A 25,222-nucleotide genomic window follows, 5' to 3' on the forward strand; every position below is an offset into this window, starting at 1 on the left:
TCGCATGTCGGCCTGCAAGGCGCGTCACGATTCGCTAACATAATGCGTTCGGCATCCTCGCTCTGACCGCGCATCGCCGCATGGCGTTGGCGGGCATTCTTTCTCAGCCTGTCTCTTTCTCACCAAGGACTTCACCCATGGCCTACGAAGCAGCTTCGGCACGCTATTCGGAAATGCAGTACCGCGTTTGCGGCAAATCGGGTCTCAAACTGCCTGCGCTGTCGCTGGGCCTGTGGCACAACTTTGGCGACACGACACCGCTGTCGACGCAACGCGACATCCTGCGCACGTCGTTCGATCTCGGCATCACCCACTTCGATCTCGCGAACAACTACGGGCCGCCGTACGGCAGCGCCGAAACGAATTTCGGCCGGCTGTTCAAGGACGATTTCAAGCCGTACCGCGACGAACTGCTGATCTCGTCGAAGGCGGGCTGGGACATGTGGCCGGGGCCGTATGGTCAGGGCGGCGGCTCGCGCAAGTACATACTCGCGAGTCTCGATCAAAGCCTGCAACGTATGGGTCTCGATTACGTCGACATCTTCTACTCGCATCGCTTCGATGCCGATACGCCGCTCGAGGAAACGGCCGGTGCGCTGGCGAGCGCGGTGCAGCAGGGTAAGGCGCTGTACATCGGCATTTCGTCGTACTCGGCGACGAAGACCCGCGAAATCGCGAAGCTGCTCGGCGAATACAAGGTGCCGCTGCTGATCCATCAGCCCGCGTACAACCTGCTCAACCGCTGGATGGAGCGCGAACTGCTCGGCGCACTCGATGACGTCGGTGCAGGCAGCATCGCGTTCACGCCGCTCGCGCAGGGTCTGCTGACGAGCAAGTATCTGAACGGCGTGCCCGCCGATGCGCGCGTCAACAAACCGGGTGGCGGCTCGCTGAAGCAGGACCACCTGAGCGCCGAAAACATCGAACACGTGCGCAAGCTGAACGATATTGCGCAGCGTCGCGGCCAGAGCCTCGCGCAGATGGCGCTTGCATGGACGCTGCGCGATGCGCGTGTGACGTCGGCGCTGATCGGCGCGAGCAAGCCGGAACAGGTGCGTGAGAACGTCGGTGCGCTGAAGAACCTCGCGTTTTCGACGGAAGAACTCGCGGAGATCGACCGTTACGCAACCGAGGGCGGCGTTAATCTGTGGGAGAAGCCATCGACGGATCAGGCTATCTGACGTCGCAAAGCTTTCGTTCGTACGCAATCGAAGGGCCGCCGTAAGGCGGCTTTTTGCTGCACTGCTGTTGCGTTGCTTACCAGTTGTCACCGGAGCAGCGGCGATTCTTCCAGTTGTCATGTGGCATTGCTAAGTTCTCCGGCGACATCGTGTCGACGGAGCGAAGATGGACGCACAGGCGGCTGCGGGGAAGCCGGACGGATTGTCGGCAGCGGGCGTGGATCATGTGGATCGCGCGGATCCCGCCGATCGCGAGGCGCCCACGCGCCGCCGTGTTGCCATCGACGTGCGCGCAAACCTCGCATTGCTCGCCGTCGTGGTGTCGGCGGTATTGCTGCAGTTGTTCGGGCTACCGCTGCTACTGCGGCATGTAGGACCGGCAGCGTTGTGGCTCATCATCCCGCTCGCGATACTCGCACCGATGCACTGGGGCTTGATACACGAGGCGATTCACGGGCAACTGCTGCCGCAACGTCGCCTGAACGAATTAATCGCGCGCATGCTGGCCATCGCTTTCATGCTGCCTTTCGATGCCGTGCGTTTCGGCCACCTGATGCACCATCGCTTCACACGCGAACCATTCGATCGCCCGGACGTACACGACGGAACGACACAGCATCTGCGCGCGCGGGTTCGCTATTACGCGCGGCTGCTCGGCGGTCTGTATGCAGGGGAACTCGTTATGCCGCTGCTCGCTTTTGTGCCGCAGCGATACGCGCGTCGACTGGTGGCGTACGCGGTCGGCAGCGAAGGGCCGGTTGGGGCGGACGTGCAGCGATTGTTCGTCGGCTTTGCCGTCGATCCGGCACGACGCGCACGCATCCGGCGCGACTGGCTGCTGTCGCTCGGACTGCATGCGGTCGCGTTCTATCTATACGGCGCGTGGTGGCCGGTGCTGCTCGTCACGATGTATTTGCGCGGCGTGTGGCTGTCGCTGGCGGACAACCTGCCGCATTACGATGTCCAGCTCGACGAACCCGGACGGGCGCGCAATTTCCGCGTGCCGTCCTTCTGGCAGCCCGTGCTGATGAATCATCATCTGCACCAGTTGCATCATCGACACCCGACCTTGCCGTGGACAGCGCTCCCCGCGCTCGCGCACGACATTGCGGCGGCCGCATCAAATGCATCGGACGCCGACGCTCCCTACTTCCGTACCGCGCTCAAACAGTTCGGGCGGTTCGGCAGGGTGCGTTGAACAGATCGGTTGCAGGTGACGCGTTCGAGCGTCACATCAGCGCCGGTAGACCTTCGACGAGCACCACCGCAAACGCGACACCGAGTAGTGCACCGAGCACGCGCAGGATGTTGTGCTTGAATTCCGTCGCACACGGCAACGCGCCAAGAAATAGCGCGCCAGCCAACGCCATCGGAATCACCAGGATGAAATCGCTGATCGTAAAGTAGGTCGTCATGCTCGTCTCCTTATAGGATCCTCGCTGCGTACGCCGCGTCTGATTTTTCTATGGCGGGCGTCGGGCTTGTTTCGAGTATAGGCGACGGTTTACTGGCTGTTACGCGTCAAGATGCTGTTAGAGCGACGCTTCGTACGCGATAAGAGCTAGACGGGGCGCGGTTTTGCACGATTTTCCAGGGCTCCGGAAATGTGTAGTGGATACTTACAACTCGCTTTCCGATTATGCGGATTCGAGGTTAAAAGGCGATCGCACCCGCATTTCTGCGCTTCAGGCTTCCCCATTGCGTTCGCGCATGCGCAGCGACCAGGCGTCGGCGATGCCGAGCAAAAGCAGCGCGCACACCAGCCCCGCGACGCCGTTCCAGCCATGCGCGGTCCAGAACCGCCCACCATACGAACCGACGATGCTCGAGCCGAGATAGTAGGCAAGCAGATAGAGCGCGGCGGCCTGTCCTTTCGCTTCTTTTGCCAGCCGCCCAATCCAGCCGCTCGCCACCGCATGGCCCGCAAAGAAGCCGAACGTCACGCACGCGATGCCGGCGGCGATTGCGGCGACTGGATTCAGCATTGTGAGTCCGAGCCCGATGAGCATGAGTACGAGGCTCGCGATCAGCACGCGGCCACGGCCAAACGAATCGGCGAGCCTTCCGGACCACGGCGACGCCACCACGCCGGTCAGATACACGACGAAGATCGCGCCGATGGTCGCCTGATTCATCCGGTACGGTGGCGCAAGCAGCCGGTAGCCGATGTAGTTGTAGAGCGTGACGAAGCTGCCCATCAGGACGAAACCCATCGCGAACAGTCTGCACAGACCCGGATGCCGGAGGTGCTTCGCGAGTGCGCGACCGCGCTGCGCGAAACCAAGCCCGCGCCGCGGGACGAAGTGACGCGACGGCGGCAGCAGTGCGCGGAACGCGAGCATCGACAGCAGACCGAGGACACCGATCGTGCCGATCGCGACGCGCCACGAGAACAGGTCCGCGACGATGCCCGTGATCACGCGTCCGGCCATCCCGCCGATCGCGGTGCCGCCGACGTACAGACCCATCGCAAGACCGAGGCCATCGGGATGCACTTCTTCCGCGAGGTACGCCATCGCGACGGCTGGCACGCCGCCTAGCGCGAGCCCTTCGAGCGTGCGCAACACGAGCAGCGGATGCCAGTGCGGTGTGAAGGCGACGGCGAGCGTCAGCACGGCGGACAACGTCAGCGATGCCGTCATCAATCGATGACGACTCCAGCCCTCCGACACGAAGCCCGCGACGAACACGGCGACTGCGAGTGCGGCCGTCGTGAGCGACAGCGACAGACTGCTTTGCGCGGGACTTACGCCGAACGCCTCGGAAAACGCGGGCAGCAACGGTTGCACGCAGTAGAGCAACGAGAACGTCGCATAGCCCGCGAACAGCAGCGCGACGCTCGCGCGCCAGTAGGCCGGTGTGCCGCGTTCGAGGTAGGGCTCGTCGTGTCGCGGGGTGGATGAAGGAGTGGCAGTGGAAGCAGTCCGGTAACGGTCCGGCGATGCAGTCAAGAAGCGGTCTCCCGAGCGGTGAAGGTGAGCAGCGCGATGAGCGGTGCAAAGGTCTCAACGATACGCCGATCGGGAAGTATGGGATGCCGTGGTGCGCAACAGTTGCACGTATGCGCTCAGCCGTTTGCCGCAGCAGGATGAACGAGCTGATCGCCGGTAGGCAACTGCGACGCGTCCCACCCGCCCCCAAGCGCCTTGATCAACGCGACGCTCGCAGCCATCCGCCGCCGCGCGATCGATACGGCTTGCCGCTCGTTCGTGAGCGCGGTGGTTTGCGCGACGACGACATCGAGATAGGTGATCGCGCCGTTCTTGTAGCGATCCGAGACGATCGCGAGTGCCCGCTCGGCCGCGGCGACGGCCTGATCCTGCGCGCGGGCTTCCTGCTCGAACACGCGCAGCGCGGCGAGATTGTCTTCGACCTGGCCGAATGCGCTCAGCACCGTTTGCCGGTACTGCGCGACGCTTTCGTCGTAGTGCGCTTCGGCCTGCGCCTTCACCGCTGCGCGCCCGCCGAAGTCGAGCAGCGTACCGGCCAGCGACGGACCGAGCGACCAGAACCGCGCGGGCGCCATCAGCCACTGGCTGTAGTTGGTCGCCTCAAGGCCACCGGTCACCGAGAGGATCAGGTTCGGAAAGAACGCAGCAGTCGCCACGCCGATCTGCGCATTCATATCGACGATATGACGTTCCGCCGATGCAATGTCGGGCCGCCGCTCGAGCAGCGCCGACGGCACGCCGGTGGGCGCGACGACCGGCACGGCTGCGAGCGGCGCGACCGGCAGCGCAAACGTGGATGGCGACTGGCCGGTGAGAATCGCGATCGCGTGTTCGAGCTGCGCGCGCTGCACGTCGAGATCGATGGCCTGGGCCTCGGTGGTTTGCAGTTGCGTTTGCGCCTGCGCGACGTCGGCGTCGGTGGCGATGCCACCTGTCAGACGATGCTGCGTCAGATCGACCGCTTCGCGATACGCCTTGATCGTGTCGTCGAGCAGACGGCGTTCGCTGTCGATGCCGCGCAGTTCGAAGTAATCGGTGGCGAGTTCGGCCTGCATCGACAGCAGCGCGGACTGCACGTCGGCGGCGCTGGCTTGCGCATTCGCCTTCGCACCTTCGACACTGCGCGACACGCGGCCCCACAGATCGGGCTCCCACGACGCGTCGCCCTGCACGACGTAATCGTTGATCGTGTAACCGGCCGTCGACTTGTACATCACGTTGTCCGACGTGCGCGTGCGAGAGAAATCGCCGCCCGCGCCTACGACCGGAAAGAAGTTCGAGCGGAACTGCGCGACCGCCGCGCGGGCCGCGCGAAAACGCGCTTGCGCGGCCTGTACGTTCTGGTTCGCACTGCCGGCCTGCTGTTCGAGAGCGTTCAGCGCGGGGTCGCCGTAGATCTTCCACCATGCGCCGCGCAGGGTAGTGTCGGCGGGTTGTGCGGGCTGCCAGCCGGAGCCTTCGAGTTCCTTGTAAGTCGCGGCCGTAGTGGCCGTCGGTCGCACGTAGTCCGGGCCAACCGCGCATCCGCCTAGTACGCCGGCGACGATCAGCGCGGCGAGAGAAATACCAAGAGGTGCAACAAGGGGCGCGGCACGCATGACCGCGCGTGCAGACTGCAACCGCACTGTTGTGCTCAAGAAAAGATTCGCCGGCTTCACTCTGCAGCCTTCGGCGTTTCACCGCTCGCATTGCTACCGGCGGCCGCACTCGCTGCCGGCTTCGTCGCAGCAACCCGCACCGGCGCACCGTCGACGATCGAATCCTGCGGATTCACGATCACCCGCTCGTTACCCTGAAGCCCCGACACGATCGCGACACGCGTGCCGAAATCGGTGCCGAGCGACACGCGTACGAGCTTCACGTGCTGTTGCGCGTCGACGGTCGCAACCGTTACGCCGCCCGGACGAAACAGCAGCGTATTGCCCGGCAGCGTATAAGGTGCCGCCCCCGCGCCGAGTGCGAAATGCACCTGCGCATACGCACCCGGCAGCAACGCGCCGCTGCGGTTGTCGACGTCCACTTCGACGAGCATCGTGCGCTGGATCGGATCGACGGCACCGGAGGTACGCGCGACGGTGCCGGGATAGCGCTTCGACGGCGCTTCGGTCAACGTCAGATACGCAGTCTGCTGGGCGCGCACTTCCTGCGCGTACGCCTGCGGCACGTTCACGTAGACGCGCAGCCGGTCGGCAGCCGCGACATGGAACAGCTCCTTTGCCGGACCGCCCGCACTGCCCGCGTCGATCAGCGCGCCGACATCGACGTTACGCGCAGTCACGATCCCATCGAACGGCGCATAGACTTTCTGGAACGACTGGGTCTTTTCGAGTCGCGCGACGTTAAAGCGCGCGGCGTCGAGCGTGCCCTTCTTCGCGAGCATGTCGCCGACTTTCTCGTCGGTCTCCTGTTTCGATACCGACTTGCTCTTCAGCATCTCGGTCCAGCGGTCGGCGGTGCTTTTTGCGAGCGCATAGTTTGCGTCCGCGTTCACGAGATCCGCGCGCGCCGAGCGCAACTGGTCGTCGACCTCGGGCGTTTCGATGTCGGCGAGCAGTTGTCCGGCTTTCACGTGCGCACCGATGTCCGCGTACCACTGCTTCAGGTAGCCATTGGTGCGCGCGTAGATCGGCGTATCGAGAAACGCCTGCACGTTGCCCGGCAACACGAGATCGAGTGCTGCCGACGATTTCTGCGGCAGTACGACAGCCACGCTAAGCGCGCTTGCGTGCTCTGCGTCGCGCTCAAGCGCGGCGTGCGCGCTGTGCCGCGACCAGATGCCCTGCAGCGCGAGCGCGAGCACGACGACGATTGCCAGCACAGTCAGCCAGCGCGTGCGCCGCTTGCTTGCGGCCGTGCCGCCAGGCTGGGATTCGTCAGGACGTTGACCTTCCATCGATGCTTTGCCTCAGGATGACTTGTGAACCACATGCTCCGCCGAGCGCCGCCGCCGGTCGGCAAGCCGCCGGTAGATCATCGAGAACACCACGGGCACGAACACGAGCGTCGCGAGCGTACCGATCGTGAGCCCGCCGATCACCGCGCGTCCGAGCGGCGCGTTCTGTTCGCCGCCTTCGCCGAGACCGATCGCCATCGGCACCATGCCGATCACCATCGCGAGCGCCGTCATCAGCACCGGACGAAAGCGTGTGAATCCCGCTTCGATCGCCGCGCGTGTCGCGTCGCCGTGTTCGAGCAACTGCTCGCGCGCGAAGCTGATCACGAGGATCGAGTTCGCGGTGGCGATGCCGATACACATGATTGCACCGGTGAGCGCCGGAATCGACAGCGTGGTGTGCGTGAGAAACAGTATCCAGACGATACCCGCGAGCGCGCCCGGCAACGCGGTAATGATGATGAACGGATCGAGCCACGACTGGAAGTTCACGACAATCAGCAAATACACCAGCACGATGGCAAACAGCAGGCCCGTGAAGAGCCCCGAGAACGAGTCGTTCATCGTTTGCACCTGGCCGCGCACGGTGATCGTCGAGCCCTTCGGCAAATCGGCGGTGGCTGAGGCGATGACCTTGTCGATGTCGTCGGAGACTGCGCCGAGATCGCGATTGTCGGCGGTGCCGTAGATATCGACCGTCGATTGCGCGTTGTAGTGCGTGGCCACCGCATGGCCCGCTTCGCGGCGCATCGTCGACAGTGCACCGAGAATATTGCTGTGGCCGTTTGCGTTCAGCGGAATGTTGGCGAGCGCCTGCAGCGAGTCGATCGTGTATTGCGGTGCTTCGGTGATCACGTTGTAGCTGACGCCGTTGCGCGGATTCAGCCAGAACGTCGGCGTGGTTTGCTGGCTGCCCGAGAGTGTGATCAGCAGGTCGCTGGCAATGTCCTTCTGCGTGAAGCCCGCTTGCTGCGCTCGCGTGCGGTCGACGTCGATGAAGATGCGCGGCAGGTCAGCGGGCTGCTGGATGCGCGTGTCGGCGAGGCCGGGCACGCTGCGCAGCCGGTTCAGCAGCGTCGCGGCGAACGCGCGGTTGGCATCGACGTCGCGGCCGACGATCTGGATATCGATCGGCGACGGCATGCCGAAGTTGAGCGTCTGGCTGACGATGTCGGCGGGCAGAAACGCGAACTGCACGCCGGGGAACTCGTCGGTGAGCGTGCGGCGTAGGGTACGCACGTAGCCGGCGGTTGGATGATGATCGGGGTTGAGTGTGATCAGTACGTCGGCATCCGACGTGCCGATCGTGCCGGTGTTGCTGTACGACAGGTTGATACCGGACACGGGTAGCCCGATGTTGTCGATCAGCGAATGCAGTTCGTCCTGCGGAATCAACTGACGGACTCGCGCATCGACGCGATCCGTGACAACCGCGGTTTCCTCGACACGCATGCCGGTTTTCGCGCGCAGATGCAGCGCGATCGTGCCCGCATCGACTTGCGGGAAAAAGTCGCGACCGAGAAACGGGATCAGCAGCAACGACAGCCCGCAGCACAGCAGAAACACCACGACGAATACGCCCGGCCGCTCGACACGCGCAACGAGGAACGTGCGATAACGCTCGCGCAACCGCGCAAAACCGCCTTCGAATGCGAGATGCACGCGCATGAACGGATTGCGGCTCGTGCCCGCGTTTGTGCCACCGGCGTGGTGCGGATCAGCGACCCGGTGGTGATGGCGCAGCAAATACTTCGCGAGCGTCGGCACGAGCGTACGCGAGAAGAAGTACGACGCGAGCATCGCGAACACGACCGCTTCGGCGAGCGGGATGAACAGATAGTGCGCGACGCCACTCAGTAAAAACATCGGCACGAACACGATACAAATCGACAGCGTCGACACCAGTGTCGGAATCGCGATCTGGTGCGCGCCGTCCAGAATGGCTTGTTCGAGATTCTTGCCCTGCTCCAGCTGATGACTGACGTTCTCGATCGCCACCGTCGCATCGTCGACGAGAATCCCCACCGCGAGCGCAAGACCGCCTAGCGTCATGATGTTGATCGTCTCGCCGAGCGCCGATAGCGCGATGACGGAGGTGATCATCGACAGCGGAATCGATACGGCGATGATCAGCGTGGCGCGCCAGTTGCCGAGAAACAGAAGGATCATCAGGCCGGTCAGGCAGGCGGCGATCAACGCTTCGCGCAACACGCCCTGCACCGAGGCGCGCACGAACAGCGACTGGTCGGCTACGGGATCGATGTTCAGCGAGGCAGGCACGAGGTTGTGCAGCACCGGCATCATCTGCTTGATGCGATCGACGATTTCGAGCGTCGAGGTGTTGCCGCTCTTGTTGATCGTCAGGAGCGCTGCCCGTTGGCCATTCACGCGGACGATATTCGTCTGCGGCTGGAACCCGTCACGCACGTGCGCGACGTCGCGGATATAGACCGTGCCGGCGTCCGTCGTCCTGATCGGGATATCGTTCAGACCCGCAAGCGTATCGGGACTCGCATTCATTTCCACCGAGTATTCAGTCGAACCGATTTTCGCCGTACCCGACGGCAGGATCAGATTTTGCGCACTGATTGCGTTGACGACATCCATCGGCGACAGGTTGCGCTCCTGCAACTTGCGCGTATCGATGTCGACCATGATCTGCCGCTGCTTGCCGCCATAGGGCAACGGTGCGGACGCGCCGGGCACGGTGGCGAGCTGCGTCTTCAGAAAGTTATTCCCGAAGTCGAACAGTTCCTGCTCGGTGAGCGATGCCGACGACAACGACAGCCGCAGGATCGGCACTGTCGATGCGTTGTAGCGCAGGATGTTCGGCGGTGTGATGCCAGGCGGCAACGAGCGCAACTGCGTTTGCGACAGTGCGGTGACTTCCGCGAGCGCTTCTTCGATGTTCGCGTGCGGCTGGAAGAATATCTTCACGACCGCGATGCCGTTCAGCGAGGTGGATTCGGTATGCTCGATATCGTTGACCGCCACCGACAGGCCGCGCTCGTAATTGAGTACGATGCGCTTTTCCATCTCATCGGCGGACAGGCCGTTATACGTCCAGATCACCGACAGCACGGGGATGTCGATATTCGGGAAGATATCGGTCGGCGTGCGCAGGATCGTCAACGGACCCACGATCAGCAGCAGCAACGCGAGAACGATGAACGTATACGGGCGCCGCAGCGCCAGGCGAACGATCCACATGAGCGGTGCGGTCGAAGTGAGGGTAAACCAGCCGGGCCGCGCGGGTGGCTGAAGCCGCGTGAGCGTCGGCTTGCCCGCGCGCCTGGACTATAGCGCGTATCGTATTCTGGATGCCCGATTTTGAGGAGCGTCGCTTACAGCAGGTATGCTGTATTCGTTACCATACGTTACAGTTAGCATTTCGTAAGAGTGATGGCATGGAAAGAGGGGACATCTGCCATTACTTTTTACTTTCCCGGTTTCGTCAAAACGGGAACAATGAGCTGAACGTATCGGAGTCACAGCATCACGCGGTTCGAATCAGGTGCGCGCGCAACGTTTCGACGTTGCCGTGTTTTTGTCACACATTGACCGGCATGAATTTTCAACAGCCGGCATGGGAGAGCGGGGAAACATCATGCAAGTCGGTTCTATCGTCCGATCCGTGCATATCGCCGTGCCTGCGGGCGCGCGCGGGATAGTCATGCGCCTGCTCGGCGACATGGCAATGGTGGCGTGGTACGCCGGTGAGCCCGGTACATCGTTGCAACTGAACACGGAACCCTTTTTCCTTGAAGACCTGATCGATACCGGCGACTTCGTTCGACCGGCCGGCGCGCAGATACATTGAGCGGTCGCGCGGTTTGACCGCGCACTGTCGAACCGCGCTCGTCATTCATGGCGGCGCGGGGCACAATGCCGGCATGAACCACGACACCCAGGACCTGCAGGGCGGCGCCGACGGCGCCGTGCCTTTCGCCCGGCTCACGCCGGAATGCGTGCTGGACGCGCTCGACGGTGTGCTCAGCACGGTCGGCGTGCGCACGGACGGCCGCATGCTGCCGCTCAACAGCTACGAGAATCGCGTTTATCAAATCGGTGTCGAAGACGGCCCGCCGGTGATCGCGAAGTTTTATCGGCCGGCGCGCTGGACCGATGAAGCGATTCTCGAAGAACACGCGTTCGTCGACGAACTCGTCGCACACGAGATTCCCGCCGTGCCGGCGCGCGCATTCGAAGGCCGCACGCTACATACATTCGACGACTATCGCTTCGCGATCTTCGAGCGACGCGGCGGTCGTGCTCCCGATCTCGACCGGCGCGACACGCTCGAATGGCTCGGCCGTTTTATCGGCCGGATTCATGCCGTGGGTCAGACCCACAACTACACCGCACGCCCTGTGCTCGACATCGAGACCTTCGGTCGCGAACCGCGCGAGTTTCTGCTCACGCACGGCTTCGTGCCGGACAACGTTCGCACGGCGTGGACGACGGTGGTCGATCTCGCGCTCGAAGGTGTCGAGCAGGCGTTCGAGCGTGCCGGCGAGATTCGCGCGCTGCGCATGCACGGCGACTGCCATCCGAGCAACGTGCTGTGGACCGATGCAGGTCCGCACTTTGTCGATTTCGACGACAGTCGCATGGGCCCGGCGGTGCAGGACCTGTGGCTGCTGCTACCCGGCGAACGTGAGGAGGCGTCCCGCGCGCTTGCCGATCTGCTGGCGGGCTATGAGGACTTTTGCGAATTCGAGCAGCGCGAGCTGTATCTGATCGAAGCGCTGCGCACGTTGCGGCTGATTCACTACTCCGCGTGGCTCGCGCGTCGCTGGAACGATCCGGCGTTTCCGGCGGCGTTTCCATGGTTCAACACGCAGCGCTATTGGGAAGACCGCATTCTCGAGTTGCGCGAGCAGGTCGGTGCGATGCAGGAAGGGCCGCTGTGGCCGGTGTTCTGAACCGCACTGCGGGATAGTGCGGTATCTGCGTCAGTCGGTGATATGCGAATCCAGAACCGCAAGCAGCGATTGCACATTCGGTGAGACGTCGTTGCTGCGCCATGCCGCAGCGATCCTCAACTGGAAGTGATCGGAATCGTTTGCGAGGTCCTTGTACACGACCCCGGGGTGCGGGCTGGTACGTACTTGCGCCGGCAGCAACACGACACCTATTCCCGCCGCGACCAGACTGACCATACTCGCCATCTGCCACGCCTCGAGCGCGATCCGCGGGCTGAACCCTGCAGCTTCGCAGGCCAGCAGGAATTTCGCGTGCAGGCTCGGAACCCGGTCCGGTGGGAAAGTCATGAACGCGTCGTCCGCGAGGTCCTCGAGCCGGATGGTCTGCGCCGCAGCGAGACGATGGTCACGCGGTATCACGGCAATGAAACGCTCGACCTCGATGGTGCGCACGTTCAGGTCGGCCGCGTCGTTGATCGGGAGCCGCAGGATGCCGATATCGATCTTGCCGGTGCGCAGATTCTCGATCTGCTCGACCGAGGTGAGTTCGCGCAGATCGATATGGATTGTCGGAAAGCGGATTCGAAATTGACGCAGCATGCGCGGTAGCAACTCATAGCTGACCGATCCGACGAAACCCACTGCCACGCGCCCCGAGACACCTTCGTTGGCGCGCCGCGCCGCATCGATTGCTTGCTGACCTTGCGCCAGCAACGCGCGCGCTTCATCGAGAAATACCTTCCCGGCAGGCGTGAGCGCGACGAAGTGTCTGGAACGCGCAAAAAGCGCCACGCCTACGATTTCTTCGAGATTCTGAATGGCCTGACTCAGCGGAGGCTGCGCCATATGCAGCCTCGCGGCGGCGCGTCCGAAGTGCAATTCTTCGGCGACGGCGATGAACTGGTTCAGGAGGCGGGCGGCGATCATGGTGAGACTAAATATATATCAAAAGCAACGAATCTAGTGTTGGACGGATATCACGACGAGCATGCACACTGAATACGTTCGCCTGTCTCGGGCCGCCCTCAAGCGGGTTCCGGTGTAACGCGATCGATAAACAGGAGACACCGCCGTGACGCACAAACGATATTTCGTCCGCCTGGACGACGTGCCCGGATACCACCCCGCCAATCATCACGGAACATTGAACCGACGACTGATCGGTCGCGAAACGGTCGGCGCCCAGCGGCTTGAAGTGCTGCACGGGACTATCGAGAAAGGTAAAGGCGCTCTGCCCCATGCGCATCCGGATATCGAGCAGGTGTGCTACCTGCTCGAGGGTGTTGCGCTAGCAGAAGTGGACGGTCAACGCTGCGAGTTGAGGCCAGGTGATTGCTGTTATTTCCCGGCAGGGATGATGCACACGTTCACCGTTGTGAGCGAAGAGCCCGTCCGCGTTCTCGTTATCTATTCGCCGCCATACGAAGAGTCACCCGACCGGGTGATCCGTCCCGCGCCCTGACCGGGCCTCCCTGTTCAAAAGACACGTCGACGCTCAAGACGCGCGAAAGGAGACGGCATGCTCGCCATCATCGGGCTTGTTTCAGTAGTGACGCTCACCACCTTGATTCTGACGAGAAGGATGTCGCCCCTCGCAGCACTCATCGTCGTGCCGATCGTCGCCGCGTTAATGGGCGGCTTTGGACTGCAGACGACGACGTTCATCGTCAAGGGGATTCAAAGCGTCGCACCTGTGGTCGGTATGTTTATCTTTGCGATCGTCTTCTTCGGCATCGTGACCGATGCCGGCATGCTGGATCCGATCATCGACCGAATCCTGCGTACGGTGGGTGTGCGCCCGACACGCATCCTGATGGGCACGGCGCTCCTTGCGCTTCTCATTCATCTCGACGGGTCCGGTGCCGTCTGCTTTCTGATCACCGTGCCTGCCATGCTGCCCGTTTATGACCGGCTCGGTATGGATAAGCGCCTGCTCACGTGTACCGCGGCGCTGGCTGCGGGCGTGAATTTCCTGCCCTGGACGGGGGTGATGATTCGCGCGTCGGTCGCACTGCACATACCGGCGGCCGAGATCTTCGTGCCGCTCATTCCGGTACAGATCGTCGGCCTTGCGTTCGTGTTTGCGACTGCCTACGGACTCGGCAAGCGCGAGGAGCGTCGCCTCGGGCTCGTACGCGACGGTCGTTCTATTGCAATGCCCGTGCGCGAACTGACGGAACAGGAGCGCGCATTGCGTCGGCCCGCTCGCTTCTGGCCGAATCTGATTCTCACGGTCGTCGTGATGGCCACGATGATCAGCGGGAAGGTAGAACCGGTCGTCATGTTCATGGTCGGTACAGTGATCGCGCTGTTTCTGAATTACCCGAACGTGGACGAGCAACGCCGCCGGGTCGATGCGCACGCAGGCGCAGCGCTTTTGATGGCGAGCGTGCTGCTGGCGGCGGGCGCCTTCACCGGCATCATGTCCGGAACCGGCATGCTGGACGCGATGGCCCGCGCCGCCGTCCACTTCATCCCCGCCGAACATGCGAGTCATATTCCGTTCATCATCGGACTGCTCTCGATGCCGCTCAGTCTGATCTTCGATCCGGATTCGTTTTACTTCGGCATTCTGCCCGTCGTGGCAGGTGCGGCTCATCAACTCGGCGTATCGCCAATCCAGGTGGGACAGGCCGCACTGCTTGGACAGATGACGACAGGTTTTCCGGTGAGTCCACTCACGCCGGCCACTTTTCTGCTCGTCGGTCTCGCCGGTGTCGAGCTTTCCGAGCACCAGAAGTTTTCGATCCCGTTTCTGTTCGGTGCATCGGTCGTCATGACTTTTGCCGCGGTGATTGTCGGCACGTTTCCGCTCTGAAGGATGGTTGAAATGACTCACACGATGGCGGGCTTACGAGCCCGCGCCACGGAGATCGCCCAGTGAATATCGAACGAACCGGGCCGCTCGCGGGCATCAAGGTGCTTGATCTTACGTCGGTGGTGATGGGGCCGTTTGCGACGCAGATTCTGGCGTCGCTCGGTGCCGAGGTGACCAAGATCGAGTCGCCTGAGGGGGACAACCTGCGCCATATCGGGCCCATGCGTCACACCGGCATGGGTCATATGTTTCTGCATGCGAACCGGGGCAAACGCAGTCTGGTGCTCGATCTCAAGCAGCAGGCTGCGCGCGGGGTCGCGCTGAAGCTCGTCGACACACACGACGTGCTGATATCCAACGTGCGTCCCAACGCGCTCGCGCGTCTCGGTCTCGATTACGAGTCGTTGCGCGCGCGCAATCCACGTCTCATCCACGTGTCGTGCTGCGGTTTCGGACAGACGGGACCCTATGCGTCCAAACCCGCCTACGACGACTTGATCCAGGGCGCGGCGGGATTACCGTGGTTGATGACGCGCTATGGGATCGGCGAGCCATGTTACGTACCGACGACACTCGCGGATCGCGTGACGGGTCTTCATGCGGTGTACGCGGTAACGGCCGCTCTCTACGAGCGCGAGCGTTCGGGCATCGGGCAGGCGATCGTCGTGCCGATGTTCGAGACGATGGTGCAGTTCGTACTGGGCGATCATCTTGGCGGCTTGAGTTTCGATCCTCCCGAAGGCGATCCCGGTTATGCGCGATTACTGACCGCGAACCGGCGGCCGTATCGAACGAAAGATGGCTATCTTTGCGTGCTCGTCTACAACGATAAACATTGGCGAGCGTTCTTTGCGGCGATTAACAGGAGCGAACAGTTCGAGCGCGACAGCCGCTTCTCGAGCCAGACGAGTCGAGCGCAGCACATCGACGAGGTCTATGCGGAACTAGCGGAAATCATGGTCACGCGCACGACGAACGAATGGCGCGAACTGCTCGACACGGCCGATATCCCGAACATGCCAATGAACTCACCGTACGATCTGCTGGACGATCCACACCTGAACGCAGTGGAATTCATCAAGCAGTCTGAACACCCGTCGGAAGGGCGCGTGCTTGAGCTCGGCAACCCCACCACATGGTCGCGCAGCACATGTACCGATGCGTCTCCTTCGCCGCGGCTAGGCGAGCATTCGTTGTCGGTACTTGAGGAACTGGGATATTCAGCGGATGAAATCGCTGCACTCGAGGCCTCGGGCGCAACCAGTCTCAACCGATAACACCGATATCTCACCCGACGTATGCGCCGCGATTGAGAAAATCGTAAGCCTGTGTAATGATAGCCGTTCTCATTTGAGGCGTAGCCAGCCCCTCACTGTTTCGCGGTGAGCGCCAGCCAGTACCTTGCCGGACCCCGCAGCCGTTCAGACACTTCATCGGTATTCCTTGTTTGTCTGCCGAAACGCGCTGCGACCGGTCCGATCCACCCGTTTATTCCATTGAATGCCGGTCAGGCTGCGCGATAGCGCGCGCCCAGGCCGTGCGCCGAAGCCGCTGTGCCTGGAGTTCCGTGAACGCGCCCGAACCAATCGATATCCCTTCCGCTACGCGTGCCGGCACGACGTATCACCCTGTGCCGACGCCGCAGTCGGGTGCACATGGCCACCACCTCGTCGACGACGTGCAGCGCCTTGCGCGGCAACGCCGTTCGCGTCGCGCAACCTTCATCAAGTGGCTGCGCAAGGTGCACGGCTGGGTCGGCTTGTGGGGCGCGGTGTTGGGGCTGCTGTTCGGCGTGACCGGCTTTCTGCTGAATCACCGCGCCGGTCCGCTGAAGGTGTCGTCGGGCGAGCCGCAGGTCGAACAGCTGCAAATTCCGCTACCGGCTCGCAAGCTCGAATCGCCGCTCGATATGGCGCACTGGCTGCAGGGCGAACTGCATCTCGACGGTAAGCCGAGCAAGCCGCGTCGCGAGCCCTCGCACCCGGTGGCATGGGGCGACCGCAGCGCCGTGCAGCCGGAGTTCTGGCAGGTTGGTATCTTCGGTACGCGGCAGAACGTGCAGGCCGAGTACTGGGTCGGCAACGGCTATGTGTCGGTCAAGCGCACGCAGAATTCGTTTCTTACGACGATGAATAACCTGCATCGCGGGGTTGGGCTCAGCATCGGCTGGGTGCTGCTCGTCGATACGCTTGCCGGTGGGATGATCCTGCTTTCGCTGACGGGCGTGCTGCTGTGGACTGAGTTGAACAAGCGCCGTACCGTCGGCGTCGTGCTGGTGCTTGGGTCGCTGATCGCTGCGGTGGCGCTTGGGTTGCTGTGATGGAGCGGACTCGTTTCTGCGTGGCGTGACGAGTCTGCGTTGCAAAGCCGTGCGTGCGGCAAACCACTTACACGCTGCAGGTCGCTCCACCACTGGCGGCCACCTCGCGGGCCGCCTTCGCGCCTTCCACCTGCAGCAGCGTCGGCAGCGACACGCCGTTCTTCGCCGCCGTCACCTCCGCAAGAATCGACACCGCGATCTCCGGCGGTGTACGGCTGCCGATATAAATACCGACCGGTCCATGCAACCGGGCCAGCTCGGTATCGTTCAGATCGAATTCCTTCAGACGCTCGCGCCGCGCCGCGTTGTTGCGTCGCGAACCGAGCGCGCCGACATAGAACGCGGGCGTCTTCAACGCTTCCATCAGCGCGAGATCGTCGAGCTTCGGATCGTGTGTGAGCGCAATCACGGCGCAGCGTTCGTCGAGCCGCATGTCGAGCACGGTGTCGTCGGGCATCGTGCGAACAATCTTCGTGCCCGGTATGTTCCACTCGTCCGTGTACTCTTCGCGCGGATCGCAGACGGTTACCTGGTAGTCGAGACCGACGGCGATATTGCACAGGTAGCGCGACAGTTGCCCCGCGCCGATCACAAGCATGCGGTAGCGCGGACCGTGAATGGTCAAAAGACGTGTCCCGTCGAAGTCGATGCCGTCGGTGGCCTGCGCGGTGTCGAGCCGCACCGTGCCGCTCGCCATATCGACCGAGCGCGCGACGAGCCGGCCCTCTTCCACCGAACGACATAGCGTAGCGATGCCGCTCGCCTGCGTCAGCGGCTCGAGCACGAGCTGGATCGTGCCGCCGCACGGCAGGCCGAAACGATGTGCTTCTTCTGCGGTGATGCCGTACTTCACCGCTTCTGGCAAAGTCTGCTCGATGCCGCGCTGACGCACGCGATCGATCAGATCGTCTTCGATGCAGCCACCCGATACCGAGCCGACCACCAGGCCGTCGTCGCGTATCGCGAGCATCGCGCCTTCCGGACGCGGCGACGAGCCCCACGTCTTCACGACCGTTACCAGCAGCGCGCGGTGTCCCTGCTCCAGCCAGCGTTCACTGGACTTCAGGACTTCGAGGTCGACGCTGTCCATGATTTTTTCCTCTCCGATTGAGGCTCTTCCATCTGGCCGCCGTCGGCGGACCGGTTCGCGGAATGGTGCAATTGTGCCGCAGCATCGGCTGTCGCGTCGGCAACCGGCGCAGTGCGCGTGCCGCTTACCTGGCCACCGAAGCGGCGAAAAAATTCACCCACGATCTTGCGTACCGCACCGCCGAGGATCCGCGAGCCGATCTGCGCAAGCTTGCCGCCCATGTGCGCGCTTGCGGTGTACGAGAGCTTCGTGGTGTCGTCGCCGACGGATTCGAGCGTGATGTGCGCGGCGCCGCTACCAAAGCCGGCCGTACCGCCCTGGCCTTCGAAGACGATCGTATAGGAGCGCGGCGCGTCGATGTCGGTGAGACGCAAGCGGCCTTTGAAGTGCACTTTCACTGGGCCGACCGTGACGCTCATCGACAGCGCGAACACGTTTTGCTGTTCCACTTCGATGCGGTCGCAACCGGGAATCGACGCACGCAGGATCGTCGTATCGTTGAGCGCTTCCCAGGCGCGCTGCTGGGAGACGGGCAGCGTGTAGCTCTCGGTCAGTTCCATGACGGGGTTCCTCCGGATGGCGTGGCTCGCACGGCGGCACGAGGGGCACGCGGCGGCGCATGCACGTGAGGCGCGAGAGCGCAGCCGGACGCTGCAAGGCTGTGGAGATTATGAACCGGCCGGCGCATGTCGACATGCGCCGGCGTCGCGAGGACCGCGCCCTCGCAGTGTGCGCGCTAGCGATTGCCCTCGGCCAGCTTCGAATGGCGTCGCGAATAGCCGAAGTAAATCACCATGCCGATCACGAGCCAGGCGACGAAGGCGATCCACGTGATCCGTTGCAGGTTGAGCATCAGGAACAGGCACGACGCGACGGCCAGCACCGGCACGACCGGTACGCCGGGGCAACGGAATGCGCGCGGCAGCTCCGGGTGCGTCTTGCGCAGGATCAGTACCGCGACCGATACCATCGAGAATGCCGCGAGCGTGCCGATGTTGATCAGTTCGGCCAGCACGTTCAGCGGCACCAGCGCGCCGATCAAACCGAAGAAAATGCCGACCAGCCACGTCGTGAAGAACGGCGTCGCAAAGCGCGGATGCACGCGCGACAGCACCGCGGGCAGCAGCCCGTCGCGCGACATTGCGAAGATCACGCGCGTCTGGCCGTAGGCCATCACGAGAATCACGGTCAGCATGCCGAGCACGGCGCCGAGATCGATGAAGCCGGCCACCCAGGGCTGGCCGGCTACCTGCAGCGCGTACGACACCGGGTGCGAGATGTTGGCGAACTGCGCGTACGGCACGATGCCGGTCACGACAGCCGCGACCGCGACGTACAGCACCGCGCATACGCCGAGCGACGCGATGATGCCGACCGGCAAGTCGCGCTTCGGATTCTTCACTTCCTCCGCCGCCGACGACACTGCATCGAAGCCGATAAACGCGAAGAACATCACGGCAGCGGCGCCGAACACGCCGTTCCAGCCGTTCGGCATGAACGGATGCCAGTTCGCGGGCGTGACGTGGAAGACGCCCACTGCGATCACCAGCAGCACGACGACGACCTTGATCGAGACCATGATGTTGTTCACGCGAGTCGATTCGCGCACGCCGACCGACAGCAGCGCGGTAATCGCCATCATCACGAGGAAGGCCGGCAGGTTGAACAGTGTGTGGACGCCTGGCACCGCGCCGGGCGCGGCCGTCAGCACGTCGGGCAGCGAGATGCCGAAGCCGTGCAGCAGCGACTGCAGATAGCCCGACCAGCCCACCGATACGGCAGAGGTGGCAAGCCCGTATTCGAGCATCAGATCCCAGCCGATGATCCACGCGGCCAGTTCGCCGAGCGTCGCATACGAATACGTATAGATTGAGCCGGCCACCGGAATCGTCGAGGCGAATTCCGCGTAGGCCAGCGCGGCGAAGCCGCATGCCACCGCCGCAATGAGGAACGACAGCATCAGCGCCGGGCCGGCCTGCACGGCGCCCGTGCCCGTCAGCACGAAAATGCCGGTACCGATGATCGCGCCGACACCGAGGAAGGTCAGATCGAGTGCGCCGAGCGCTTTCTTGAGTCCGGCGCTCTGGGCGCCGGCGAGCATCTGCTCGACGTTCTTCTTGCGGAAGAGGGACATTGGCGAGGGTCTCCTGTAAAGCACGCTTATTGCGCGCCGAATGTCGGGAAACCGTCAATTCTAGCGGATGTGTAGCGGCATGCTTGCTGGGTACGCGTATCGCGGTGTGACCTGGGCGAGGGCCGCAGCGGCGACAGCATTGCCGCGCGGGGTTAGGGAAGACTCACTCAGGCAGTCATTGCCGGATTCAGGTCGACGAGGCGGTTGCTCATCACGTAGAAGGTGAGTTCGGCGTTATTGCTGAGGCGCATCTTCTCCAGCAGGCGTGTGCGGTACACGCTAACTGTCTTGACCGACAGCGACAGCGTTTGCGCGATGTCGGTCAGCCGCTGGCCCGAGGCGAGCATGCAGAGCGTCTGGTATTCGCGATCGGAGAGCTTTTCGTGCGGCAGCTGTTCGCCGTCGAACGACACGTAGTTGGCGAGCGCCTCGGCCATCGCGGGGCTCACGTACTTGCGGCCGGCGGCGACTTGCTGGATCGCGCCGATCATCTGTGCGGCATCGACAGTTTTCGACAGATAGCCCGCCGCGCCGGCCTTCAGCGCCCGCACCGCGTACTGGTCCTCGCGATACATCGAGAACATCAGCACCGGTACGCGCGGTGTCTTGCGCTTGATCCGCTTGAGCACTTCGACGCCGTTCATGTCGGGCAGCGAGATGTCGAGCAGGATGACGTCGTAGGCCTGCTTCGCCACGCTTGCGAGCGCTTCGGCGCCGGTTTGCGCTTCGGCGACTTCGATGGCGATGCCGCGGTCGAGCAGCAGATGACGGACGCCCTGGCGGACGACGGCGTGATCGTCGGCGAGCAGAATGCGCAGGCTCATGACGGTCTGCCTGCGCTTGAGCGCCGTGCGGCAGCGTGCGGCGAGGAGGTGTGCGGAGCGTGTGGCGCGACCGGCGGCGTGAGGGGCGGCATAAGCGCGAGTAACGCGTCCCACGCGAAACGGGCGCGCACCGTCGTGCCGCGCGCCTTGCCGTCCGCCGCTTCGCGCGCGCTGCTGACACGCAGCGTGCCGCCGAACGCCTCGCAGCGCGCCCGCATACCGGCCACACCGAAATGACCCTGCGCTTCGCCGCGCCGACGGCGTGCGTCGCGCGGCAGGCCGATACCGTCGTCGCTGATAGCCAGCGTCAGATACCGGCGATTGGTCTCGATGCGCACGTTCGCGCACGATGCGTGGGCGTGCCGGGCTGTGTTGTTCAGCGCTTCCTGGGCGACGCGGAACACGGCGAGCGTTGCGTCGGCGGGAAGGCGGGTGAGGCGCACGTCGGCGGTACAGACGAAGCTCGTGCGCAGGCCGGTGCGGGTCGCGAAGCCGCCGGCCCATTGTGCGAGCGTGGCGACGATACCGGCTTCCAGTGACGGTGCATGCAGGCCGGCGACCGCCTGGCGCGTCGCTTCGCAGGCGGCGTCGAGCGAACGGTTCGCAACGGCGAGTGAGGCCGCGCATTGCGGCGGCGCATCGGCGGGCAGCCAGGTATCGACACCGGCAAGCGCAAAACGGCTGGCGGTGAGCTCGGCGCCCACGCCGTCGTGCAGTTCGCGCGCGAGATGGCGACGTGCGGCTTCCTGCGCACCGACGAGTTCGGCGGCCAGCTCGCGCACGCGTTTGCGCAGTCGGATGAGTTCGTCATCGGCGGTGCAGACAAAAGAACGCATGCGAACCTCTAGCCCCCAGACATGCCCGTTGCTTGTACGACTTGACGGACAATTGTTACGTTGGAGCGTAACGAAATTTACATTTAGCAACAAATCGGATCTAACCCTGGTGGGGATTCTGACTATCGTCGCTGAGCCGCGATGATATCCGAAAAAAACCAGGAATACCGATGTAGCAAGGCTTAGAGCGTGGTCTTCGCGTAAAGTCTAAGGTTTGTCAAAGAGTGGGATGTCAGAAAAACGCCAACAAGAAAGGTTAAATCCTGAAGTCGAATTTGTAACTACGCCGGTTGCCGCCGGCAGAAGCACGCCAATGGCGCCGCACAAACAAAAACCGGAGCGCGAGGCTCCGGTTTTGCGGTGACGAAGGGGCCGCAATGGCCCCGAGCAGTTTCGCTGCAAGCGAGCGGTCGGCCTCAGCCGACGAACGCCTTTTCCACGACGTAATGCCCCGGCTCGTTATTGCTGCCTTCCTTGAACCCAAGGCTATCGAGCAGTTCGCGCGTGTCGCGCAGCATGTGCGGGCTGCCGCACAGCATGACGCGGTCGCGCTCGATCGAGAACGGCTGCACGTCGAGGTCTTCGAAGAGCTTTTTCGTGTCGATCAGTTCGGTGATGCGACCGCGGTTCTGGAATGTTTCGCGTGTGACCGTCGGGTAGTACACGAGCTTTTCGCGGACGACTTCGCCGAGGTACTCGTGATTGTGCAGGTCTTCGGTGATGTATTCCTTGTACGCGAGCTCGTCGACGAAGCGACACGTATGCGTGAGCACGACCTTTTCGTAGCGCTCGTACACTTCCGGGTCCTTGATGATCGACATGAACGGCGCGAGACCCGTGCCTGTGGACAGCAGCCACAGCGTCTTGCCGGGCAGCAGGTTATCGGCCATCAGCGTGCCGGTCGGCTTCTTGCCGATCAGCACCTGGTCGCCCACCTTCAGATGCTGCAGACGCGACGTCAGCGGACCGTCCTGCACCTTGATGCTGAGGAACTCGAGGTGTTCTTCGTAGTTGGCGCTCGCCATGCTGTAGGCGCGGATCAGCGGTTTGCCTGCGACTTCGAGGCCGACCATCGTGAACTGGCCGTTTTCGAAGCGCAGTGCGGGGTCGCGCGTGCAGGTGAAGCTGAACAGCGTGTCGGTCCAGTGGTGGACGCTCAGAACGGTTTGGTGAGTCAGGTTGCTCATGGCTTTGGGTGCAAAAAAGAAGGCGGCCAGATTGGACTGGACGTCGGGCACGGCAAGGGCGATGCATGCGCGCATGCGGAAATAGCAGCGATGCGCAATCCGCCATTCTACCGCGCCTGCTGCCGGTGGGTCGCTGGGCGGTGACTGGGCGGGGCGTAGGGCGGGGGGCCGCAGAATCTTGCGATGATACCGAAAGCGGTCGTGCGGCGCAGCATTGACCCTGCTGGCGGGACGGCAAAGGCCTTGAATCTAATGGGGAAACGCCTGGAAAGCGGCGATTTCCACGCTCGATGAGCGGCACCCTTGCCGGGATCGGGCCGCCGTGCCGCCGAGCCGACCGTCGCGGCGCCTGGCAGCGCAGAACCTGCCTAGCTATCCGCCGCCAGTTTCGCTCCAAGGCCAACCAGCACCGCGCCGCACACGCCGTCGATAGGCCGGCGCAGCCGCCGGTAGCCGCGCTGCGTGCGTTCGGTGGCGAACATCAGGGCGACGCTGCCGTACCAGCTCACCGACATCGTCGCGATCATCGCGAGTACGACGCCGTAGAACCAGACCGGCGGGTGCGGAGGGAACATGGTCGCGAAGACACTGGTCCAGAACGCACAGGATTTCGGGTTCGTGAGACAGGTGAACAGACCCGAGCGCCAGGCGCGGAAATACGCCTGCGGAGTCGCTTCAGGCGGCGGCGCGGCAACTGGTGCGGAGGCATCGTCGCGCTGCATGCTCGCGCGCAGCAGCTTGATGCCGAAGTAGATCAGATACAGCGCACCCGCGATGCGGATGCCGTTGTACAGCCAGTCGATTTTCTGCAGCACCGTGGCGAGACCTAGCATCGCGAGCGCGACCCAGATCGCCGAGGCCGTGCCGACGCCAAGCGCGGACACCGCGCCGAGTCCGCGTCGCCCGGCGAGCGACAACTGCGTGATCATGAAGAAATTCGGGCCGGGGCTTATCGTCGCGACGAGGTAGACGGCGGCGATCTGCAGCAGGATCAGAACATAGGGCTGGTGCATGTCGGTGGGCGGTATGGTGCGGACGGCGGCCGCGCGGAGAGGAAAGGCAATCTTACCCGCGAGCGGGGCAGGCGTCATGCCCAAACCCCTACCCTCCAGCTGCCACCGTTTTCCGCCCACGCTGCTTCAGCACCCGCGCCTGCAGCACGATCACGAGCAGCAGGAACACGCCGCGTATCACCGACTGCCAGTACGCAGAAAGACTGACGAAGCCCAGCCCGTTCTCGAAGTTCAGCAGATTGAACACGAGACCAAGTAGCGCCACGCCCGCAATCGTCATCGCGATCGATCCTTCGCCGCCCGTCAGCAGCGTGCCGCCAAGCACCACCGCCGAGATCGCGAACAGCTCCCAGCCCACACCCTCGTTAGGCTGCCCGGCGCCGAACTGCGCGGCGAGGATCACGCCGGCTAGCCCCGCGAGCAAACCGCTCACCGCATAGGCCGTGACCAGCGTGCGATCGACGTTAAGCCCCATCAACCGCGCCGCTTCCTCGCTGCCGCCGATCGCCAGCGAATGTCGTCCAAAGCGCGTACTGCGCAGCGCGAGCCAGCCCGCGATCGCAGCTGCGAGTGCAACGAGTCCGGGAATCGGCAGGCCGAACAGGTCGCCCTGACCGAAGTTGCCGAAGTTCGTATCGGCGGCGATCGACACCGCGTCGTTCTTGCCCAGCAGCAACGCAACGCCGTGCGCGCCGAGGCTCGTCGCGAGCGTCGTGATGAACGGCAGGATCTTCAGTCGCGTGATGATCAGTCCGTTCAGCACACCGACTGCCGCACCCGCCGCCGCGCCGGCAAGTACGGCAACCCAGCCGCCCCACGGGCTCGCCAGCGCTGCCACGACGCTGGCGAGCGCCGCAACCGTGCCGACCGACAGATCGATGCCGCCGGTGATGATCACGAACGCCATGCCGATCGAGATCAGCGCGAACATCGAGTTGTAACGCCAGATGGTCGTGAGGTTGTATGCGGACGCGAAGTCGGGATAGCGCACGACGCCGAATACGACGAGCGCGGCGAGTGCGATCAGGATGGGCAGGTTCTTTTTCATCG

At 63.3% G+C, this 25,222-nt stretch carries 22 protein-coding genes; 8 read left to right on the forward strand and 14 right to left on the reverse strand.

What is annotated here, in order from left to right; genetic code table 11:
• Positions 1 to 137 precede the first annotated feature (137 nt).
• Positions 138 to 1,181, forward strand: coding sequence for an L-glyceraldehyde 3-phosphate reductase (mgrA, locus tag M0D65_RS20020; RefSeq protein WP_091019456.1), 1,044 nt, complete (start codon positions 138 to 140; stop codon positions 1,179 to 1,181).
• A gap of 166 nt (positions 1,182 to 1,347) precedes the next feature.
• Positions 1,348 to 2,379: a fatty acid desaturase gene (locus M0D65_RS20025; protein WP_266254234.1), complete on the forward strand. Its 1,032-nt coding sequence runs from the start codon at positions 1,348 to 1,350 to the stop codon at positions 2,377 to 2,379.
• A gap of 31 nt (positions 2,380 to 2,410) precedes the next feature.
• Here the strand turns inward: M0D65_RS20025 and M0D65_RS20030 are convergent, their stop codons facing one another.
• The 5 genes from M0D65_RS20030 to M0D65_RS20050 form a co-directional block, all read right to left on the reverse strand.
• Positions 2,411 to 2,596, reverse strand: coding sequence for a hypothetical protein (locus M0D65_RS20030; protein ID WP_091019462.1), 186 nt, complete (start codon positions 2,594 to 2,596; stop codon positions 2,411 to 2,413).
• 270 nt (positions 2,597 to 2,866) lie between these two features.
• Positions 2,867 to 4,012, reverse strand: coding sequence for an MFS transporter (locus M0D65_RS20035; protein ID WP_266254426.1), 1,146 nt, complete (start codon positions 4,010 to 4,012; stop codon positions 2,867 to 2,869).
• Positions 4,013 to 4,248: 236 nt separating this feature from the next.
• Positions 4,249 to 5,730: an efflux transporter outer membrane subunit gene (locus M0D65_RS20040; RefSeq protein ID WP_266254235.1), complete on the reverse strand. Its 1,482-nt coding sequence runs from the start codon at positions 5,728 to 5,730 to the stop codon at positions 4,249 to 4,251.
• A 56-nt stretch (positions 5,731 to 5,786) separates the two neighbouring features.
• On the reverse strand, positions 5,787 to 7,025 hold the full coding sequence (locus tag M0D65_RS20045; RefSeq protein WP_266254236.1) for an efflux RND transporter periplasmic adaptor subunit: 1,239 nt from the start codon (positions 7,023 to 7,025) through the stop codon (positions 5,787 to 5,789).
• Between the two features lie 12 nt (positions 7,026 to 7,037).
• Positions 7,038 to 10,235 carry an efflux RND transporter permease subunit gene (locus tag M0D65_RS20050; RefSeq protein ID WP_266254237.1) on the reverse strand — a complete coding sequence of 1,066 codons (3,198 nt, stop codon included), beginning with the start codon at positions 10,233 to 10,235 and terminating at the stop codon, positions 7,038 to 7,040.
• Positions 10,236 to 10,632: 397 nt separating this feature from the next.
• Between M0D65_RS20050 and M0D65_RS20055 the strand changes: the two genes are divergently transcribed.
• Entirely contained in the window at positions 10,633 to 10,845 is a 213-nt protein-coding gene (locus M0D65_RS20055) for a hypothetical protein (RefSeq protein ID WP_091019471.1), read from the forward strand.
• 73 nt (positions 10,846 to 10,918) lie between these two features.
• Positions 10,919 to 11,950 carry a serine/threonine protein kinase gene (locus M0D65_RS20060; RefSeq protein WP_266254238.1) on the forward strand — a complete coding sequence of 344 codons (1,032 nt, stop codon included), beginning with the start codon at positions 10,919 to 10,921 and terminating at the stop codon, positions 11,948 to 11,950.
• Positions 11,951 to 11,980: 30 nt separating this feature from the next.
• Here M0D65_RS20060 and M0D65_RS20065 read toward each other — a convergent pair whose 3' ends face one another.
• Positions 11,981 to 12,877, reverse strand: a complete 897-nt coding sequence (locus M0D65_RS20065; protein WP_266254239.1) for a LysR family transcriptional regulator — start codon at positions 12,875 to 12,877, stop codon at positions 11,981 to 11,983.
• 145 nt (positions 12,878 to 13,022) lie between these two features.
• Here M0D65_RS20065 and M0D65_RS20070 point away from each other — a divergent pair, with 145 nt between their 5' ends.
• From M0D65_RS20070 to M0D65_RS20085, 4 genes are all read left to right on the forward strand, one after another.
• On the forward strand, positions 13,023 to 13,412 hold the full coding sequence (locus M0D65_RS20070) for a cupin domain-containing protein (RefSeq protein WP_266254240.1): 390 nt from the start codon (positions 13,023 to 13,025) through the stop codon (positions 13,410 to 13,412).
• 57 nt (positions 13,413 to 13,469) lie between these two features.
• Positions 13,470 to 14,768 (forward strand): CitMHS family transporter, encoded by a 1,299-nt coding sequence (locus M0D65_RS20075; RefSeq protein WP_266254241.1) that lies wholly within the window; start codon positions 13,470 to 13,472, stop codon positions 14,766 to 14,768.
• A 62-nt stretch (positions 14,769 to 14,830) separates the two neighbouring features.
• Complete coding sequence (locus tag M0D65_RS20080) at positions 14,831 to 16,045, forward strand: CaiB/BaiF CoA-transferase family protein (RefSeq protein WP_266254242.1); 1,215 nt, start codon at positions 14,831 to 14,833, stop codon at positions 16,043 to 16,045.
• A gap of 290 nt (positions 16,046 to 16,335) precedes the next feature.
• Complete coding sequence (locus M0D65_RS20085) at positions 16,336 to 17,088, forward strand: PepSY-associated TM helix domain-containing protein (RefSeq protein ID WP_266254243.1); 753 nt, start codon at positions 16,336 to 16,338, stop codon at positions 17,086 to 17,088.
• 67 nt (positions 17,089 to 17,155) lie between these two features.
• Here the strand turns inward: M0D65_RS20085 and M0D65_RS20090 are convergent, their stop codons facing one another.
• The 8 genes from M0D65_RS20090 to M0D65_RS20125 all read right to left on the reverse strand — a co-directional run bounded on the left by M0D65_RS20090 (position 17,156) and on the right by M0D65_RS20125 (position 25,220).
• Positions 17,156 to 18,178 (reverse strand): XdhC family protein, encoded by a 1,023-nt coding sequence (locus M0D65_RS20090; RefSeq protein ID WP_266254244.1) that lies wholly within the window; start codon positions 18,176 to 18,178, stop codon positions 17,156 to 17,158.
• Positions 18,151 to 18,738 (reverse strand): CoxG family protein, encoded by a 588-nt coding sequence (locus tag M0D65_RS20095; protein WP_266254245.1) that lies wholly within the window; start codon positions 18,736 to 18,738, stop codon positions 18,151 to 18,153. Before M0D65_RS20095 ends, M0D65_RS20090 begins: the two co-directional genes overlap by 28 nt.
• Before the next feature lie 176 nt (positions 18,739 to 18,914).
• Positions 18,915 to 20,312 (reverse strand): amino acid permease, encoded by a 1,398-nt coding sequence (locus M0D65_RS20100; RefSeq protein WP_266254246.1) that lies wholly within the window; start codon positions 20,310 to 20,312, stop codon positions 18,915 to 18,917.
• A gap of 167 nt (positions 20,313 to 20,479) precedes the next feature.
• The gene (gene rqpR / locus M0D65_RS20105; protein ID WP_091019493.1) at positions 20,480 to 21,136 is read right to left on the reverse strand and encodes a response regulator transcription factor RqpR; all 657 of its coding nucleotides are present in this window, start codon (positions 21,134 to 21,136) and stop codon (positions 20,480 to 20,482) included.
• Positions 21,133 to 21,972, reverse strand: coding sequence for a sensor histidine kinase (locus tag M0D65_RS20110; RefSeq protein ID WP_266254247.1), 840 nt, complete (start codon positions 21,970 to 21,972; stop codon positions 21,133 to 21,135). The genes rqpR and M0D65_RS20110 overlap by 4 nt, the downstream gene beginning before the upstream one ends.
• A 416-nt stretch (positions 21,973 to 22,388) precedes the next feature.
• Positions 22,389 to 23,159, reverse strand: a complete 771-nt coding sequence (locus M0D65_RS20115; RefSeq protein WP_266254248.1) for a ferredoxin--NADP reductase — start codon at positions 23,157 to 23,159, stop codon at positions 22,389 to 22,391.
• A 368-nt stretch (positions 23,160 to 23,527) separates the two neighbouring features.
• Entirely contained in the window at positions 23,528 to 24,172 is a 645-nt protein-coding gene (locus M0D65_RS20120) for a LysE family translocator (protein ID WP_266254249.1), read from the reverse strand.
• 88 nt (positions 24,173 to 24,260) lie between these two features.
• On the reverse strand, positions 24,261 to 25,220 hold the full coding sequence (locus M0D65_RS20125) for an ABC transporter permease (RefSeq protein WP_266254250.1): 960 nt from the start codon (positions 25,218 to 25,220) through the stop codon (positions 24,261 to 24,263).
• Positions 25,221 to 25,222 lie beyond the last annotated feature (2 nt).

Source organism: Paraburkholderia sp. CHISQ3, assembly GCF_030464945.1.
Taxonomy (GTDB): Bacteria; Pseudomonadota; Gammaproteobacteria; order Burkholderiales; family Burkholderiaceae; genus Paraburkholderia; species Paraburkholderia megapolitana.